At 68.5% G+C, this 15,853-nt stretch carries 14 protein-coding genes; 6 read left to right on the top strand and 8 right to left on the bottom strand.

From position 1 onward, the window contains the following. Positions 1-13: 13 nt before the first annotated feature. Positions 14-1,090 carry an aldo/keto reductase gene (locus tag IT779_RS25160; protein WP_198428900.1) on the bottom strand — a complete coding sequence of 359 codons (1,077 nt, stop codon included), beginning with the start codon at positions 1,088-1,090 and terminating at the stop codon, positions 14-16. 261 nt (positions 1,091-1,351) lie between these two features. Here IT779_RS25160 and IT779_RS25165 point away from each other — a divergent pair, with 261 nt between their 5' ends. The 5 genes from IT779_RS25165 to IT779_RS25185 all read left to right on the top strand — a co-directional run bounded on the left by IT779_RS25165 (position 1,352) and on the right by IT779_RS25185 (position 7,924). Continuing rightward, positions 1,352-3,037 carry an ABC transporter substrate-binding protein gene (locus tag IT779_RS25165; RefSeq protein ID WP_196151876.1) on the top strand — a complete coding sequence of 562 codons (1,686 nt, stop codon included), beginning with the start codon at positions 1,352-1,354 and terminating at the stop codon, positions 3,035-3,037. A gap of 4 nt (positions 3,038-3,041) precedes the next feature. Beyond that, positions 3,042-3,992, top strand: coding sequence for an ABC transporter permease (locus IT779_RS25170; protein ID WP_196151877.1), 951 nt, complete (start codon positions 3,042-3,044; stop codon positions 3,990-3,992). After that, the gene (locus tag IT779_RS25175) at positions 3,989-4,891 is read left to right on the top strand and encodes an ABC transporter permease (protein ID WP_332838958.1); all 903 of its coding nucleotides are present in this window, start codon (positions 3,989-3,991) and stop codon (positions 4,889-4,891) included. The genes IT779_RS25170 and IT779_RS25175 overlap by 4 nt, the downstream gene beginning before the upstream one ends. Then, positions 4,891-6,612 (top strand): ATP-binding cassette domain-containing protein, encoded by a 1,722-nt coding sequence (locus IT779_RS25180; protein ID WP_196151878.1) that lies wholly within the window; start codon positions 4,891-4,893, stop codon positions 6,610-6,612. Before IT779_RS25175 ends, IT779_RS25180 begins: the two co-directional genes overlap by 1 nt. A gap of 106 nt (positions 6,613-6,718) precedes the next feature. Then, complete coding sequence (locus tag IT779_RS25185; RefSeq protein WP_196151879.1) at positions 6,719-7,924, top strand: acyl-CoA dehydrogenase family protein; 1,206 nt, start codon at positions 6,719-6,721, stop codon at positions 7,922-7,924. Between the two features lie 91 nt (positions 7,925-8,015). Here IT779_RS25185 and IT779_RS25190 read toward each other — a convergent pair whose 3' ends face one another. The 5 genes from IT779_RS25190 to IT779_RS25210 all read right to left on the bottom strand — a co-directional run bounded on the left by IT779_RS25190 (position 8,016) and on the right by IT779_RS25210 (position 12,943). Further along, positions 8,016-9,401: an acyl-CoA dehydrogenase family protein gene (locus IT779_RS25190; protein WP_198428901.1), complete on the bottom strand. Its 1,386-nt coding sequence runs from the start codon at positions 9,399-9,401 to the stop codon at positions 8,016-8,018. A 214-nt stretch (positions 9,402-9,615) separates the two neighbouring features. Beyond that, complete coding sequence (locus IT779_RS25195) at positions 9,616-10,344, bottom strand: GNAT family N-acetyltransferase (RefSeq protein WP_196151880.1); 729 nt, start codon at positions 10,342-10,344, stop codon at positions 9,616-9,618. 101 nt (positions 10,345-10,445) lie between these two features. Then, entirely contained in the window at positions 10,446-11,672 is a 1,227-nt protein-coding gene (locus IT779_RS25200; protein ID WP_196151881.1) for a globin domain-containing protein, read from the bottom strand. Further along, positions 11,669-12,145, bottom strand: a complete 477-nt coding sequence (locus IT779_RS25205) for an RrF2 family transcriptional regulator (protein WP_196151882.1) — start codon at positions 12,143-12,145, stop codon at positions 11,669-11,671. The genes IT779_RS25200 and IT779_RS25205 overlap by 4 nt, the downstream gene beginning before the upstream one ends. A 141-nt stretch (positions 12,146-12,286) precedes the next feature. Next, a complete protein-coding gene (locus IT779_RS25210; RefSeq protein ID WP_196151883.1) occupies positions 12,287-12,943 on the bottom strand; it encodes a TIGR03086 family metal-binding protein in 657 nt (218 codons plus the stop codon). Positions 12,944-13,032: 89 nt separating this feature from the next. On the opposite strand from IT779_RS25210, the gene IT779_RS25215 reads away from it, so the two are divergent. Next, entirely contained in the window at positions 13,033-13,491 is a 459-nt protein-coding gene (locus IT779_RS25215; RefSeq protein ID WP_196151884.1) for a MarR family winged helix-turn-helix transcriptional regulator, read from the top strand. 31 nt (positions 13,492-13,522) lie between these two features. Here the strand turns inward: IT779_RS25215 and IT779_RS25220 are convergent, their stop codons facing one another. Together IT779_RS25220 and IT779_RS25225 are read right to left on the bottom strand one after the other, a co-directional pair. Further along, the gene (locus IT779_RS25220) at positions 13,523-14,647 is read right to left on the bottom strand and encodes an NADH:flavin oxidoreductase (protein ID WP_196151885.1); all 1,125 of its coding nucleotides are present in this window, start codon (positions 14,645-14,647) and stop codon (positions 13,523-13,525) included. Positions 14,648-14,768: 121 nt separating this feature from the next. Then, positions 14,769-15,764 carry an ABC transporter substrate-binding protein gene (locus tag IT779_RS25225; protein ID WP_196151886.1) on the bottom strand — a complete coding sequence of 332 codons (996 nt, stop codon included), beginning with the start codon at positions 15,762-15,764 and terminating at the stop codon, positions 14,769-14,771. Positions 15,765-15,853: the final 89 nt, after the last annotated feature.

Genomic DNA, 15,853 nt, shown 5'->3' on the forward strand with positions numbered 1-15,853 from the left:
CGCTCCCGATCGGTCAGACGCCCGCGAGGGCGGCGGTGGGCAGGGTGGCGGTCGGCCGCGCCGAACCATGGCGGCGGCGGTCCTCGGACTCCTTCAGCCACGGCGGCAGCCAGCCCTCGTCGGCGCGGTTGAGCGTGACGCCGGGCGGCACGATCTCGTCGATCGCGTCGAGCACCGAGGCGTCGAGCACGATGTCGGGCACGCCGAGCAGGCTCTCCAGGTGCTCGAAGGTGCGCGGGCCGATGATGACGCTGTCGACCGCGGGATGGTTCAGGACGAACGCCACCGCCAGCTCGGGCAGGCTCAGCCCGGCCGCGCGCGCCAGATCGCCGAGCCGGATGGCGATCTCGCGTTTGGTGCGGTTGATCGGCAGCGCCGGATCGTGGCGGTCGGGTTGGCGGGCCGCGCGCGCCGACGCGGGCGCCTCGTCGCCTTCCACGTGACGGCCCGACAGCCAGCCCCCCGCCAGGGGGCTCCAGGTGAGCACGCCGAGGTCGTACTTCCGCGCCACCGGCAAAGTGGCGCGCTCGACACCGCGTGCCAGGATCGAGTAGGGCGCCTGCTCGGAGACCGGGCGGCTGCGTCCGTCGCGCGCCGCGGCCCACTGCGCCTCCACCAACAGGTGGGGTTCGTTGGTCGTGGTGCCGTAGTAGCGGATCTTGCCCTGACGCACGAGATCGTCGAGGGCGCCGACGGTTTCGGCGATATCCACCTCGGGATCGGGTTTGTGCTGCTGATACAGATCGATATGGTCGATATCGAGTCGGCGCAGCGAATTCTCGACCTCCTGGAAGATCCAGCGCCGCGAACTGCCCCTGGTATTGATCCCGTCGCCCCATTGGCTGTGGAATTTGGTGGCCACCACGATATCGTCGCGGCGCCCCTTCAATGCCTTGCCGACAATTATCTCGCTCTCCCCCTGGGAATAGCCGTCGGCGGTGTCCACGATATTGATCCCGGCGTCGAAGGCGCGGTGCAGGATTCGGATCGCCTCGTCGTGATCAGCGGTCGCGCGGGAACCGAAGTTCATCGCGCCCACAGTCAACTGGCTGATCTTGACACCGGTCCTGCCGAGCGTGCGGTAACTCAATGCTGCGTCCCATCCTTGGTCGATACCCCGCGCACCCCCTGGACCGACGCCGCGGGCATTTCCGGCGGATCCACTGTTGCGATGTGCGCGTCACCAGTGTCGGAGGCCGCGGCGCCCGCGATCAACGAAGTTCCGCTTCGACAATTGCGAAGAAAATCCGAAGTATCCGCGACACGATTCGGGGCGCGGGGATCGCCAATAAAACTTGGCGTGAACCAAACTCTCGGTACACCGAACACCTTATGCCACAGTCACCGAATTATGAACGACACGGGCCGTTCGGCGACCGCCGAATCCATTTTCTCCTCGACCCCGAGCCGACGCGGCTTCCTGGCCATGGCGGGCGCGTTCGGCGGTCTGCTGCTGATCGGCTGCGGCGCCGAGGGCAACTCCGCGGTGCACGCCGACGGTCCGCCGGTGCGGGGCGGCACACTGACCTTCGCCTGGCTCGGCGCGCCGGAATCCATCGACCCGCAGGTCAACAGCAGCTTCGCGGGCGCCAACTTCTCCAACAACATCGTGGACCGACTGCTGTTCCAGGACCGCGACACCGGCGAACTCGGCCCGTGGCTGGCCACGAAGTGGGAGTACAACGCCGACCTCACCGAATACACCTTCACCCTGCGCGAGGACGTGACCTTCAGCGACGGAACGAAGTTCACCGCCACCTCGGTGAAGAACAACCTCGACCAGTTCTACTTCGGCGACGAAGCGCTCGGCATCAAGCCCAACGGCAAGAGCTACCTCGGCCCGTACAAGGAGTCCGTGGTCGTCAGCGAGTACGTGGTCAAAGTCCTTTTCGGCGCACCGAATTCGAGTTTCCTCCAGCTCACCGCGCACAGCGGCACCGGCAACATCTCCTTCCTGGCCGAACGCACCCTGCGGTCCTCGGCCAAGGACCGGCTGAACCCGTCCGCCGTGATCGGTACCGGACCGTTCGTCGTCACCGAATACGTGCCGAAGGAACGCACCGTCGTGGTGCGCCGTGAGGACTACCGTTGGGCGCCCGCGGCTTTGCGGCACGAAGGCGCGGCCTACCTGGACAAGATCGAGTTCATCACCATCCCCGAGGCAAGCGTGCGGGTGGGCGCGCTGCAAGCGGGCGACGTCCCGGCCGCCTTCGACATCCTGCCCACCGACGAAAAAGTGCTGACCGCACTGGGTTTCGAGCTGACCTCACGCACCGTGCCGGGCTTCACGCTGGGCTGGCAGTTCAATCTGAGTCTGGCCCCCACCGACGACATCGCCGTCCGGCGCGCGATCGTGGCGGCCACCGACCGGGCGGGCTACAAGAAGTCGCTGCTGTCGGCTTCGGAGGGCGAAGCCCATTCGGTGCTCACCGACAAGGTGCCCGGATTCGTCGACTACAGCAAGGGCGCACTGGCTTTCGACCTGAACAAGGCCAGGAAACTGCTCGACGACGCGGGTTGGAAACCCGGCCCGAACGGGATCAGGGAGCGCAACGGCGTCCCGCTGAAACTCAAAGGCACCGGCAATATCCTGGTGCCCGACGCCCGCGTCGCCTACGAGGCCACCCAGGCGGCGCTGAAATCCATCGGCATCGACGTCGAGATCATCTTCGACTCCAGCAACATCCCCGCCAAACAGCTCACCTCCGAATTCCATCTCGCCAATATCAACCGCGCGCGCAACGACGTCGCCGTGCTCAACACCCAGCTCAATCCGACCAGAGGCAACGGCGCGGTCATCCCCGAGAACTTCCCGGACCGGGACCGGATCGTGCGCACCTTCAACGCGCTCGACACCGCCATCGGCGCCGCGCAGATCCCGGCAGCCAAGGCCGTGCAGGACCTGATCCACGAAGAACTCGTGCTCATCGACCCGCATTTCCAGACCTCGCAGGTGGCCGCGGTCAAGGGCGTGCACAATATCCACCTCGACGCGTCGGGCAGGCTGCTGTTCCTGCGCACCTGGGTGAACGGGTAGCCACGTGCTCACCTATCCGCTGCTGAAACTCGGACGTGCCGCGGTCGTGGTGTGGGGCGCGTTCACCGCGTCCTTCGTCCTGCTCTACCTCATGCCCGCGAGCCCGATCGAGCTGCTGTTCCCGCCGAACGAGCGCGCGAGCATCGACCCGGCGGCGTTCGCGGACATGGAGCGCGCCTACGGTTTCGACCGTCCGGTGTGGCGGCAGTACCTGGACCGGCTGTGGGCCGCGCTGCACGGCGACTTCGGGACTTCGGTGAGTTCGGGCGAGCCGGTGCTCGACGCGATCTGGCGCGCCGTGCCCAATACAGTGGTGCTCGCCGCCGCCGCGCTGGTGCTGGCGGCGGTATTCGCCCTCGTGATCGCCTGGGTGGCGACCTATCCCGAGTCGCCGTGGCTACGCGATCTCATCGCGAGCGTGCCGCCGCTGCTTGTGTCGTTCCCCAGTTTCCTGTTGGGCCTGATCATCATCAAGATCTTCTCCTTCCAACTCGGCTGGTTCCCGCCCATCAGCAGCAAGGGGATCGACGGTCTTGTGCTGCCCGCCGTGGCGCTGGCCATCCCGGTCGCCGGGCCGATCGCGCAACTGCTGCTGCGCAACTTCCGCACCGAGTACTCCTCGCCCTACGTCCTCACCTCCTACGCCAAGGGGCTGCGCAAGGGCACCGTGCTCACCATCGACGTACTGCGCAACGCGAGCCTGCCCGCGCTCACCCAGGGCGGCATCGTGGTCGGCGAACTGCTCGCGGGCGCGGTGATCACCGAGACCATCTTCTCCCGCGCGGGCATCGGTCGGTTGACCGAGGAGGCGGTGCGCGCCCAGGACGTACCGGTCGTGCAGGGCATCGTGATGCTCGTCGCGGTCTGCTTCGTGACGGTGAACTTCGTCGTCGACATCACCTACCCGCTGATCGACCCGCGGTTGAAGAACGTGCGAGAGGGCGTGACCCCGTGACCATCGGCCTCGACAAACCGAGCATCCGCCCACCGCTGCCCGAAACCCCGGTCGCCGCGATCGAACCCGTACCCCCACGCCGTTTCGGCGCACTGCGTCCCGGTCTACTGCGGCCCGGGCTGATACTCGCGGTCGCGGTGGTCGTCGCGGCCGTCGCGTTCTGCGCGGTGCCCGGACTGTTCACCTGGAAGGACCCGTATCTGCCCGATACCGGTTCCATTCTGGTGGGCCCGAGCACCGAGCATCCCTTCGGCACCGACCGACTCGGCCGCGACATCTACACCCGCACGGTCTACGGCACCGTCGTCACCCTGTCCGCGACGCTGCTCGCGGTGTCGATCGCGTTCTTCGTCGGGACCGCGCTCGGTCTGGTCGCAGGATTCGTGCGCGGGCCGGTCGATCTCGTCTTCATGCGGGTGGTCGATGTCCTGCTCTCGGTGCCCGGCCTGCTGCTCACCATGGTCATCGTCTCCGCGGTCGGCTACGGGACCACCAATGTCGCGGTGGCCGTCGGTATCTCGTCGGTGGCGAACTTCGCGCGGGTCATGCGCGCGGAAGTGCTCGAGGTCACCGCGACCGACTACGTTGAGGCCGCCGCCGGGATCGGCACCCATCGCGTCGCCATCCTGTTGCGCCACGTCCTGCCCAATTCCCTCGGTTCGGTGGTCTCGCTGATACCGCTGCAATTCGGCGCGTCCATCCTCGCCATCGCGGCGCTGGGATTCCTCGGATTCGGCGCGCCGCCGCCGCAACCGGAATGGGGGCTGCTGGTCGCCGAGGGCCGCGACCTGCTCGCGGTGGCGCCGTGGATCTCGCTGTTCCCCGGCGCGGTGATCCTGGCGACGGTGTTGGCGAGCAACCGGATCAGCCGCGCCTTGCAGCCGGAAAGGCTTCTCTGATGTCTCTGCTGACCTGCACCGATCTCGATATCTGGTACAAACGCCGCGGTGTGCCGCCGACCAGGGCCGTCGCGGGACTGTCGCTGACGGTCGAGGCGGGCGAACTGGTGACCGTCGTCGGCGAGTCCGGATCCGGCAAGTCCAGTGTGATCCGCGCCGCGATCGGGCTGCTTCCGCTCACCAGCCGGGTCGGTGGGCGCATCCGGCTCGACGGCGTCGATGTCGCGGGCTGGTCGCACAATCGGTTCGCCCGCTACCGCGGCTCCTATATCGGATACATCCCGCAGGACCCGGCGGTGTCGCTGAATCCGGTCAAGCCGATCGGCCGCCAGCTCGAGGACGCGTTGCGCGGCCGGCTGCGCCGCCACCGCCTGCTCCCGTTCGGCGCCGGTGCGCACAAGGCGCGAATCCGGCTGTCGGCCTTGCGTTTCCTCGAGCTCGCTGGACTGCCCGCGCCGGAGACGATCTACGCGAAGTACCCGCACGAGTTGTCCGGGGGTATGCGCCAGCGGGTGCTCATCGCGATCGCACTGTCCGGGGAGCCGAAACTGCTGCTCGCCGACGAACCGACCAGCGCGCTCGACGTGACGGTGCAGAAGCAGATCCTCGATCACCTCGACCTGCTGCGCGCCGAACTCGGCATCGGCATCCTGCTGGTCACCCACGATCTCGGGGTGGCGCTCGATCGTGCCGACCGCATCGTCGTGATGCGCGAGGGGCGTGTGGTCGAAACCGGTACGCCCGCCGAGATCCGGCGGCCGCGCGAGTCGTACACCCGCCGCCTGCTCGACGCCGCGCCCGGACTGCACACCGCTCGTCTCACCCCGCGTCCGCTCGAGCCCGGCGCGCACACGGGCAGCGGCGGACACAGCTTGTCCGCACGCCCGCGTGGTGCCGCGGCGCACGAGGCTCCCACCGCCTCCGCCGACCGGCCCGACCACCGGTACGCCATCGAGGTCCGCGAGGTGTCCAAGTCGTTCCGCACTCGTCGCGGCGGCATCGAACACACGGTGCGCGCCGCCGACCGCGTGTCCTTCGCGGTCCCCGCCGGGACCACACACGCGCTGGTCGGCGAATCCGGCGCGGGCAAGTCGACGATCGCCCGCATCGTCGCGGGACTGACCACCGCCGACAGCGGCGAGGTGCGACTGCTCGGGCAGACCGAGCCGTGGACCCGCACCCGGCTGAGCCGCAGCCTGCAATTCGTCTACCAGAATCCGTATTCCTCGCTGAACCCACGCTTCTCGGTCGCGAACCTGATCACCGAGCCGATTCGGGTGCACCGCAGGGACATCGGCCGGTCGGCGCGCGCCGGGATCGCCGCCGAACTCCTCGACGCGGTGCGGCTGCCGCGCGCGCACGCGAGTCGCCGCGCGGGCGAGTTGTCCGGCGGACAGGCGCAGCGGGTCGCCATCGCGCGGGCGCTGTCGCTCAACCCGGAGATCGTGGTGCTCGACGAGGCGGTCTCGGCGCTGGACGTGTCCGTGCAACACGACATCCTGCGCCTGCTCACCGACCTGCAGGCCGCCTACGCGCTCACCTACCTGTTCATCACCCACGACCTCGGCGTGGTCCGCCTGTTCTGCGACACGGTCTCGGTGCTGCGCGCCGGGACGGTGGTGGAATCCGGTGCCACCGCAGCCGTATTCGACGCACCGCGCGCCGAATACACCGCACGGCTCATCGCCTCGGTGCCCGGTATCGAGGAATTCTCGAAATGAACCGAACCAGTGGAGGATCCATGACTTTCACAGGCCGTCGCCCCGGCTCCCGCCGAGCGCCGATCACGAACCTCGTTGTGAGGCCCGCGGAAAGGACGGCGCTCCAGTGACCACCGCGCGCACCGCACCGCCCACCCTCGACTCGGCCGAACTGCGGGAGGTGCTCGAGCGGATCGCCGCCGACGCGCGCCTACGCCGCGATACGGGCGCGGGTCGCCCCGACGCGGCGCTCGCGCTGGTCCGCGAACATCTGCTCGGCGCGGTGCGACTGCCGAAGCAAGCCGGTGGCGGCGGCTACGACATGCGCGAATTCTTCACCCTGGTAATCCGCCTCGCGCAAGCCGATCCCGATGTCCCGCACATCCTTCGAGGACATTGGGGCACCGCCGAGGAGGCGTGGCGTTCGCGCGACACCGAGCGCGGAAGTCGGTGGCTGGAACAGATACTCGCGGGCGAGATCTTCGCGGGCGCGCAATCGGAACTGTCCGGGCAACCGGGCGTGTACACCTACCACACCACCCTCACCGCCGACGGCCCGAACTTCCGGCTCAACGGACAGAAGTTCTACAGCACCGGCAGCTCCTACGCCGACCACCTGCGCATCTCCGCCAACGACGAATCCGGCGGACAGGTCGGGGTCACCATTCCCGCCCACCGCGAAGGCGTGCTCCACGTCGAGGACTGGGACGGCATCGGACAACGCGAAACCGGCAGCGGGACAACCGTTCTGGAGGACGTGCTGGTGTATCCGAACGAGGTCGGGGAATTCCGCCGCGTCCCAGGTCCCGGACGCCCGCGCGCCGCGCAGGCGCACCTGCTCATGCACGCGATCGGGGCGGGCGTGCTGCGGGCGCTCACCGAGGAGACCGCGACGCTGCTGCGCGAACGGACCCGCTCCTACTCCTGGGGCAATTCCGAACTGGCCCGCGACGATCCGCAACTGCTCGCAGTCGTCGGATCGCTGTCGAGCGCGACGTTCATGGTCGAGGCGGCGGTACTGGCCGCCGCGGACTCCCTCGATCGCGCCACCCGCCACCTGTGGGAGCACGGAACCGCCGACGACGAGCTGGAATTCGCGGCGTCACTGCACACTTCGCAGGTCAAGGTCGCAGTGGAGGAGGTGGCGTTGCGGGCGGCGAGCGCGGCCTACGACGCGGGCGGCGCGTCCTGGACACGCCGGTCGGTGCACCTCGACCGGCACTGGCGCAACCTGCGCACCTTGTTCTCGCACAATCCCACGGTGTACAAGGCCAGGGTCGTCGGCGACGTCGTCGTCAACGACGCAGACCTGCCCGCCGTCGGATTCTTCTGACGGCCCGCGCGGTTTCTCCCGCCCGCCTGTTCGACTTCTTCCCGACCCGCTCGGTTTCTTCCGACCGAGCTGCTCGCCCCGGCCGACCTGCTCAGCGTGCGTACCGCGCAAACCGCGCGGCACGCACCTTCGGGGAGAGACCACGCAACTGCAGGAACAGCGCGGCGCGAGCACGCACTTGCGCGATATCGGAACGCAGCAGCCCCTGCCCGCCCGCCGCGACCAGACCGGCCGTGGTGGCCCGGATCGCGAGTTCGTCCAGTCGGGCGCGCCAATGCGGTTCCGGCAGCGGTGTATTCGCGGCCTCCTCGAGCTCCGCGAGCAACCGGAGCAGCGACGGTTCGTCGGGATGAGTCGCGAGCGCATCGGCCAACGCCGCCCTCGCCAATCCGATCGCGCCAACGGCGGGCAGTCGCACACCCGACTCCGACGGCGCGCAGTGCTTGCCGGGAGCGACCGACCCGTCCCGCGAATCCCACGTCGCGATATCGACCACCTCGGTGACGAACTCATCCGGCAGGAAGTAGTCGCGCAACGTCAACGACACGGTGCGTGAACCCTGCACCGCGGCCAGATGCGGCCGCGACACCGTGATCCCCGGCCTACCGAGATCGCCGACACCGAACACATAAGCGTTGTTGCTCTCGTCGACCGCCCCCAGCCACGCGGTATCGACCAGCCCCCACCCCGAAAGCCACCGCACGACACCATCGATGCGATACCCGCCCGCCACCGCGGTGGCGATCGTGCTCGGACGCTTCGGCCAGGCCCGGATCTGCGCGAACCCGGCGCCACCGATCCGCTCCCCCGTCGCCAGCAGCGGCAACAACGCGAGCGCGGCGGGTCGCCGGGACGCGAGTATCTGCCCGACCGGCCCGTCGTGCTGGGTGACAGCCAACGCCGTCGAAGGATCGGCCCCGAACAGCAGCTCGTCCGCCGCATGCTTCACCGCCGCGGGCACCGGATCACCACCGAAGTTCTTCGGCACCGTCCACGAGAAGTACCCGACCCCCCGCAACGCCTCGACATGCGAACGCGGCACCTCGGTCGCGTCCACCTCCACCGCACGCGGCGCGATGACGTCGGATACCACCTCGGCGAACGCCCGGTATGCCGGATGCTCGGACGGCACCGAACGCTCGGACGGCACCGCAGGTTCGCTCGACACCACACGATCGGTCACCGTCGAACGCTCGACCCGCACCGCATGTTCATTCGATGGCGCACGCTCGATCGGCAGCACGTGTCCTGTCGACACCGCCCGCGCGGTCGACTCCGCGCGCTCCCCTATTGTCGGGCGTTCGTTCGACGCGGCGTGTTCGGCGGTCGCCGTGAATTCAGCCGACAGTTCAGGTTCGGCCGACACCACGCTCGCGGCCACCATAAGGCGCTCCGCCACCGTCGGGTGTTCGGTCGGCGCCGCGTGTTCGGTCGGCGCCGCGTGTTCGGTCGGCGCCGAGGGCGCGTGCTCGCTCATCTTCCACTCCTCCAGGGTGCGGGACGACATCGGCGGAACCGGAGATGGCTTCCCTCAGGAGCGCTACGGCGCGGAGGGAGCGACGAACCCGCTCATCGGTGCGGCAACCGTGGCACCGTACCGAAATCGCTCTGTGGCAAACCTAGTTCCGCCCAGCTCGGGGCGCACTGTTTACGGTCTCCGCAAACATAATTCCGAGGCCGCGAGGCTGCGGTCACACGCCGCTCGGGTCGATGCCCGGGACTTGGACGATCGTGAGCACGGAGCGTTTGCGGAGAGTGAATCCGAGGGTTCGGTAGAGGCTGATCGCTGTGGTGTTGTCGGCTACCGCGTGCAGGAACGGAATCTCCCCGCGCGCCCTGATGCCCGCGCCGACCGCACGCACCAGACGCGAGGCGAGACCACGACCGCGGAAGGCGGGATCGGTGCACACGGCGCTGATCTCGGTCCAGCCGGGCGGACGCATCCGCTCCCCCGCCATGGCGACGAGTCTGCCGTCCACATGCAAGCCGAGGTAGGCGCCCATTTCGATGGTGCGAGGGGCGAACGGGCCGGGTTGGGTGCGGGCGATCAGGTCGAGGATCTCCGGGACGTCGGCGGCGGTGAGTTCCCGCAGTTCCGGATCGGTGGCGACGCGCAGGCCCGACCCTTCCATCTGCACCGAGTCGAAGGTCTTCAGCACGGTCCAGTCCGCAGGCGGCTCGTGGCCGAAGCCCCGCAGCCCGACCGTGCCGCCTGGACCGACGGCCTCGGCCAGGTCCCGCCAGTCCTGACCGTCGAGTCGCGGTGGGTGCCCGACGAATTCGGCGACCTCGCGGTCGTAGCGGCCGGTGCGCCCGACCCAGGTGGCGAATCGCCGGTGCTCGCCCCGCAGCGACGAACGCACCGGGTCGTCGAGAGGATGCAGCGAGGTGTCGATATCGATGGTCGATTCCGCGCTCACCTGTGCCTCCTCCGCGACGAACCCTGCCGCCCGAAACGTTAGCGAACCGTATGACCGACCGAACCGGTTCCGATCACCGCGATTCCGACAGCGTCCGGTCCTCAGGCGGTGCCGTCGCGCCAGTCGGTCGGGGTGAACTGCTCGCTGTGGACGCGGTCCGCCGCCACCCCGCGTTCGCGCAGCCCGGTGCGCATCGCGCGCAGGAATTCCGCACCGCCGCAGAGGAAATAGTCGGCGGCGGCGGGTAGATCCAGAGCCGACAGGTCGAGTCTGCCCTGTCTCGCGGCGACGGCGGGTTCGCTGTACCACAGTTCGACGTTGAGTCCGGGCAGCTGAGCGGCCAGCTCGAGCAGTCGAGTCCGCAGCGGATGGGTGTGCGGAGCGCGGTCCGCGTGAGCGACCAGGACCGTGCGGTTCGGGTCGTGCACGGCCAGGTATTCCAGCATGCCGATCATGGGCGTGATGCCGATGCCCGCGGACAACAGCACCAGCGGCGGGCTCGACGCGGTGTCGAGAGTGACATCGCCGAACGGCAGGGTGATCTCGACGACGTCCCCGACGCCGAGCGTGTCGTGCAACCGGTTCGACACCTCCCCGGCCGGTCCGTCCGGCCCGCCTGCCACGCGCTTGACCGCGAAGGACAAGCGACCACCGCCAGGCGCGCCGACCAGGCTGTACTGCCGCAGCTGCCTGGCACCGTCGGGCAACGTCACGCCCACCGAGATATATTGCCCAGGAACGAATTCCGGTAGCGGGTCAGCCGCCGATTCGACCGTGAACACCGCGACGCCCACCGCGTCGTCGACCCGGGACACGACCGTCGCGGTACGGTAGACCGCACCCGCCTCGACCCCGGATTCCGCGTACAGCCGCCGCTCCAACTCGATCAGGGTGTCGGCCATCGCCCAGTACACGCTGTCCCAGGCCGCGGCCACCGGTTCGGTCACCACGTCGGCGCCGAGAACGGCCACGATCGCGGCGAACAGGTTGTCGTGCACCACCTCGTACTGGTCGGCCGTGATCCCGAGGGAGGCGTGTTTGTGGCCGATGCGCGAGAGCATGGCGGCGGGATGCGGCAGATCCGGGTCGACCAGACAGGTCGCGAACCGCGCGATGGATGCCGCCAGCGCTCTGGGCTGGGTCCCTTCCGCCTGATTGCCGCGATTGAACAGGTTCCGCAGCAGATCGGGGTGGTTGCCGAACAGGGTGCGATAGAACTCCGCGGTGATCTCGTCGATGTGCGCGCCGACCAGGGGCAGCGTGGCGCGCACCACCTCGGCGTGCTCGGGGGACAGTTCGCGGTCGCGCGTGGTCACGGGGGTGTTCATGTCGGAGTCCTCTCACTCGACGAACCGTCACCCACCGTGGACACGGTGAGCAGGCGCAACAGTCCGGCGGTCGGCGCGGCGACCAGATCCTCGATCGTGTACCCGTCGAGTTCGCGATAGAAGGCGTCCTCGGCATCGGCGAGCACCCGCCGCAATCGACACCCGCCGATCAGCGGACACGGCCGCGTACCCTCGCAATCCACCACGGGCCGCCCGCCCTCGAGTTCCCGCACGAGTCGCCCGAGCGGTATCTCCCGCCCGGCCGGGGTGAGAAACAACCCACCCCGCCGCCCCCGCTGCGCCTCGACGAGACCGAGCTCCACCAGCTTGGCCACCGCTTTCGCGACCTGCTGCTCGGAAGCCTCGACCTGCGCGGCGATCACTTTGATCGTGACTCGCCCCTGCGATTCCTCGCTCACCGCCAATCGCATGACGGCCCGAAGCCCGATGTCGGTGAACCTGGACAGTTGCATGCCGGCGACGCTACCGAGCGAAAACCCTCCGAGAACCCCAACACGCCCGTGTCCTCAATTACACCGCCACGTGCGGTTTTTATACCTGCGACGGCGTTCCGCGAGGAGACGTGTGCCACAGACCGCGCCCCAGTGCGGGGGTCAGTCCCGCGTCCAGTCCGGTGCGCGGCCGAGCATCGCCACGATTTCGTCGAGTGTCCCGCCGCCGGACCACGGCACCTCAGGGGCGAAGGGCGCGCCCGGTGCGCGGCGGGACGGGCCGCCCGGTATCACCGCGACCACGGTGTGCGCGGCGGTAAGGACGGCGGGGTCGAAGCGGACCGGCAATGCAAGGGTCGCGGCCACGTCCCAGGAGTGCACGACATAGTCGATGAAGTGGAAGATCACCGCTTGGGAGCCGGGGAACGGATGGGTCGGGCTGAACTCGGGGAGCGGGAATTCTCTCGCCAACACGTCGGGTTCGGCGAAGGCGGCGAGGACGGACTCGGCGGCGGTGCGGTATTCGGCGGCGGGGTCGGGGCCGAGGGGGCGGGTTTTCCACAGCTGGGGGTCGCCGTTGCCGTGTGCGGCGGCGGCGAAACCGCGGTGTTGGGCGATCATGTGGGTGAGTAGCCCGTGCAGGGTCCAGTCGGCGCATGGTGTTGAGGTGCGCAGGTCGGCCGTGGTGACGTGATCGACGAGTTCGATACTGACGCGGACGGCCGCGGCGTGGTGCTCGATCAGCGCTCCGGACTCGGCGAGGGCCTCGAAGGCCGCCAATTCGGTCGCTATGGGTTCGTTTTCGGTGTCGGTGGACATCACGCGCTCCTTCGTTCGGCAGGCCATTCAGTAAGCTCATGCGTATCGTATGTATGAGCTTATGATTTGCCAAGCGCTATTTTCGACCCATGTCCGAAATCCGACGTCCCGATCTCGCGGCCATGATCGTGCCGCTCGTCCGCGGCCTCATGGCCGCGGAACAGCCGCTGCTCGACCGGCACGGACTGACGATGTGGGAGTACGCCGTGCTGCTCGGCCTCGACAGCGAGCCCGTCTATACCCAGACCGCGCTGGCCAGATCCATCGGCGCGGACAAGACGCGGGTCATCGGCGTGCTCGACGGGCTGCAGCGGCGCGGCCTGATCCGGCGTGAACCGGATCCGGCCGACCGCCGCGTCAACTTGGTCTCGATCACCGACGAGGGACGAGGCCTGCGCGACGCCACACAGCGCGACATCCAGCGCCACGAGGAGGAATCCGTACTGGCCGCGCTACCTCCCGGTGACCGCAAGACCTTCCTGCGCGCCCTCGCAGTCCTGCACGCCAACGCCGTCGCCGACCGTGCCGCGCCGCCGCCGAGCGGCTAGACCCGCGAACTCCGCACGGCCGCGGCCGAACTCAGTGCAGCGAAGCCAACTGCCGCGCGTGGTAGGGCTGGACTTCGCCGGAGCGATCCGCCAGCGTCTTACGCGCCCATTCGGGATCGGCGATCAGGGCCCGCCCCACCGCGACCAGGTCGAATTCGTCGCGCTCGGCACGATCGAGCAGTTCATCGATACCGGTGACGGCACTCTGGCCCGCACGACCGGACGGGCCGACGAATTCGGCGTCCAATCCGACGGAACCGACTGTCACCGTGCTCTTGCCGGTCAATTTCTTCGCCCAGCCCGCGAGATTCAGGTCACTGCCTTCGAATTCGGGCAACCAGTAGCGCCGCGTCGAGGCGTGGAAGACGTCGACCCCCGCCTCGACCAGCGGAAGCAGGATCTGCTCGAATTCGCCGGGGGTGTGCGCGATCCTGGCATCGAACTGACCGATCTTCCACTGCGAGAGCCGGAAGAAGATCGGGAATCCGGGTGACACCGCGCCGCGCACCGCCGCGACGATCTCGGCGGCGAAGCGCACCCGCGCCGCGAGATTGCCGCCGTGCGCGTCGGTGCGCTGATTGGTGCGCTCCCAGAGGAATTGGTCGATGAGATATCCGTGCGCGCCGTGCACTTCGAGTCCGTCGAACCCGAGTCGCTGCGCCGTGGCGGCCGCGGCGACGTAGGCGGCGACGAGATCGTCGATATCGGACAGGCTCAGCGCCTCGCCCTTCGCGGAGCCGTCCAGGTCTATTCCGGACGGGCCGACCGACGCGGCGCTCGCGATCGGTCCCGTCCCCGGCTCGCGGGCGACCCCGACGTGCCACAGCTGCGGAATGATCTTGCCGCCGACGGCGTGCACGCTGTCCACCACGTGCCGCCAGCCTGCCAGCGCGTCCGCGCCCCACAGCCGAGGGATGTCGTCGCTCATACCGGCCGACGGGTGTTCGATGAAGGTGCCCTCGGTGATGATCAGCCCGACCTCGGCCTCGGCGCGGCGCGCGTAGTACCGCGCCACGTCATCGCCAGGGACGCCGCCCGGGGAGAGGCTGCGTGTCATCGGCGCCATCACGATCCGATTGGTGAGGGTGAGATCGCCGACACCGAACGGCCTGCCGAGAATTCGTCGCGCCCGCGCTGGTCCGGTCGTACTCGTCACGTTCAACCTCCGTAGTCGTGCGCCGCGGCGATTCGCCGGTGCGCGGAACAGCACGCGCCCGCACCGCGGGGCACGGGTCCGGTCGAATCAGCACGATCCGACCGGCCCGTATTCCCGGCGACTACTTCGGCACGTTCGGGTTGTACTTGTTGGTGTAGAACTTCGACGGATCGAGCGGGCCGTCGATCGCGCCGGTGTCGCGCAGCCAGCTCTCCCACCGCTTGAAGTCGATGTCCGCGATCACGCCGTGGGTGGCGGGCACGCCGACCGACTGCCAGTACTTCACCGAGGAGGCGTCCTCACCGGAACGCTTACGCTTCTCGATGATTTCGGTGAAACGCGCCACGACCTGTTCGCGCGGCGTGGTCTTCTGCCATTCGATGGCCTTGGCGACACCGTCCACGAACGCTTCGACGGTCTCGGGGTTCTTGGCGGCGAAGTCGTTGCGGAACACGTACTGTCCGCCGTTGAACGGGCCGAATTCGTCGAAATCGGTGAATACCGGGCGCAATCCGCCGTTGGCGATCGCGCGCTGTTGGAACTGGCCGGTCAGCCCCGCCACGTCGACCTGCCCGCGCCGCACCGCGTCCTCGGTGTTCGGCGGCGGAAGCACCACCAGCTGCACCGATTTGATCTGCTCTTCGCTGAATCCCTGCTTCTTCAGCACGTCGTGCACGTCGGCCTCGGCCTGCCCGCCCAAGGTGTTCACGCCGATCTTCTTGCCGAGCAAGTCTTTCGGGCTGCGAATGGGGCTGTCCTCGGGCACGTAGAACCCGGTGAAGGTCTTCGCGTCGGCGCCGTAGTAGTTCAGCACCGCGGTGATCGGCGCACCGGCGGACGCCAGCTTGGCCACCGCCCCGCCGAAGGCGCCGCCGAAATCGACCTGACCGGTCGCCGCCGACTGGATGTCCTGCGGGCCGCTGATGGTGTTGCCCTGCCATTCGAGTTTCACCTTGCCCTCGAAGAAGCCGAGATCCTCCGCCAGTTCGGGGATCACGACCTGGGAGGCCCACCCCTGATAGCGCAGCACCGGCACGCCGCCGGACTCGCGGACCGCACCGCCACCGCACGCGGTCAGCACCATCGCCGTCAGCAGCACCACAGCCGCCGCGGCCATGCTCGCCCCTACCCGAAACCTGCCGTGCGCCATCACACCCGTACTCCTGCGTCCGTCGAGCGACACGTCCTCGTGCCGCGGTACAGCGA

Origin of the sequence: Nocardia bovistercoris (assembly GCF_015674855.1) — a bacterium.
Lineage (GTDB): Bacteria > Actinomycetota > Actinomycetes > Mycobacteriales > Mycobacteriaceae > Nocardia > Nocardia bovistercoris.

Coding starts and splice junctions, on each gene's coding strand:
- IT779_RS25165 (WP_196151876.1), top strand. CDS start 1,352: ATGAACGACACGGGCCGTTCGGCGACCGCCGAATCCATTTTCTCCTCG.
- IT779_RS25225 (WP_196151886.1), bottom strand. CDS start 15,764: ATGGCCGCGGCGGCTGTGGTGCTGCTGACGGCGATGGTGCTGACCGCG.
- IT779_RS25200 (WP_196151881.1), bottom strand. CDS start 11,672: ATGAACACCCCCGTGACCACGCGCGACCGCGAACTGTCCCCCGAGCAC.
- IT779_RS25215 (WP_196151884.1), top strand. CDS start 13,033: ATGTCCGAAATCCGACGTCCCGATCTCGCGGCCATGATCGTGCCGCTC.
- IT779_RS25190 (WP_198428901.1), bottom strand. CDS start 9,401: ATGAGCGAGCACGCGCCCTCGGCGCCGACCGAACACGCGGCGCCGACC.
- IT779_RS25180 (WP_196151878.1), top strand. CDS start 4,891: ATGTCTCTGCTGACCTGCACCGATCTCGATATCTGGTACAAACGCCGC.
- IT779_RS25210 (WP_196151883.1), bottom strand. CDS start 12,943: ATGTCCACCGACACCGAAAACGAACCCATAGCGACCGAATTGGCGGCC.
- IT779_RS25205 (WP_196151882.1), bottom strand. CDS start 12,145: ATGCAACTGTCCAGGTTCACCGACATCGGGCTTCGGGCCGTCATGCGA.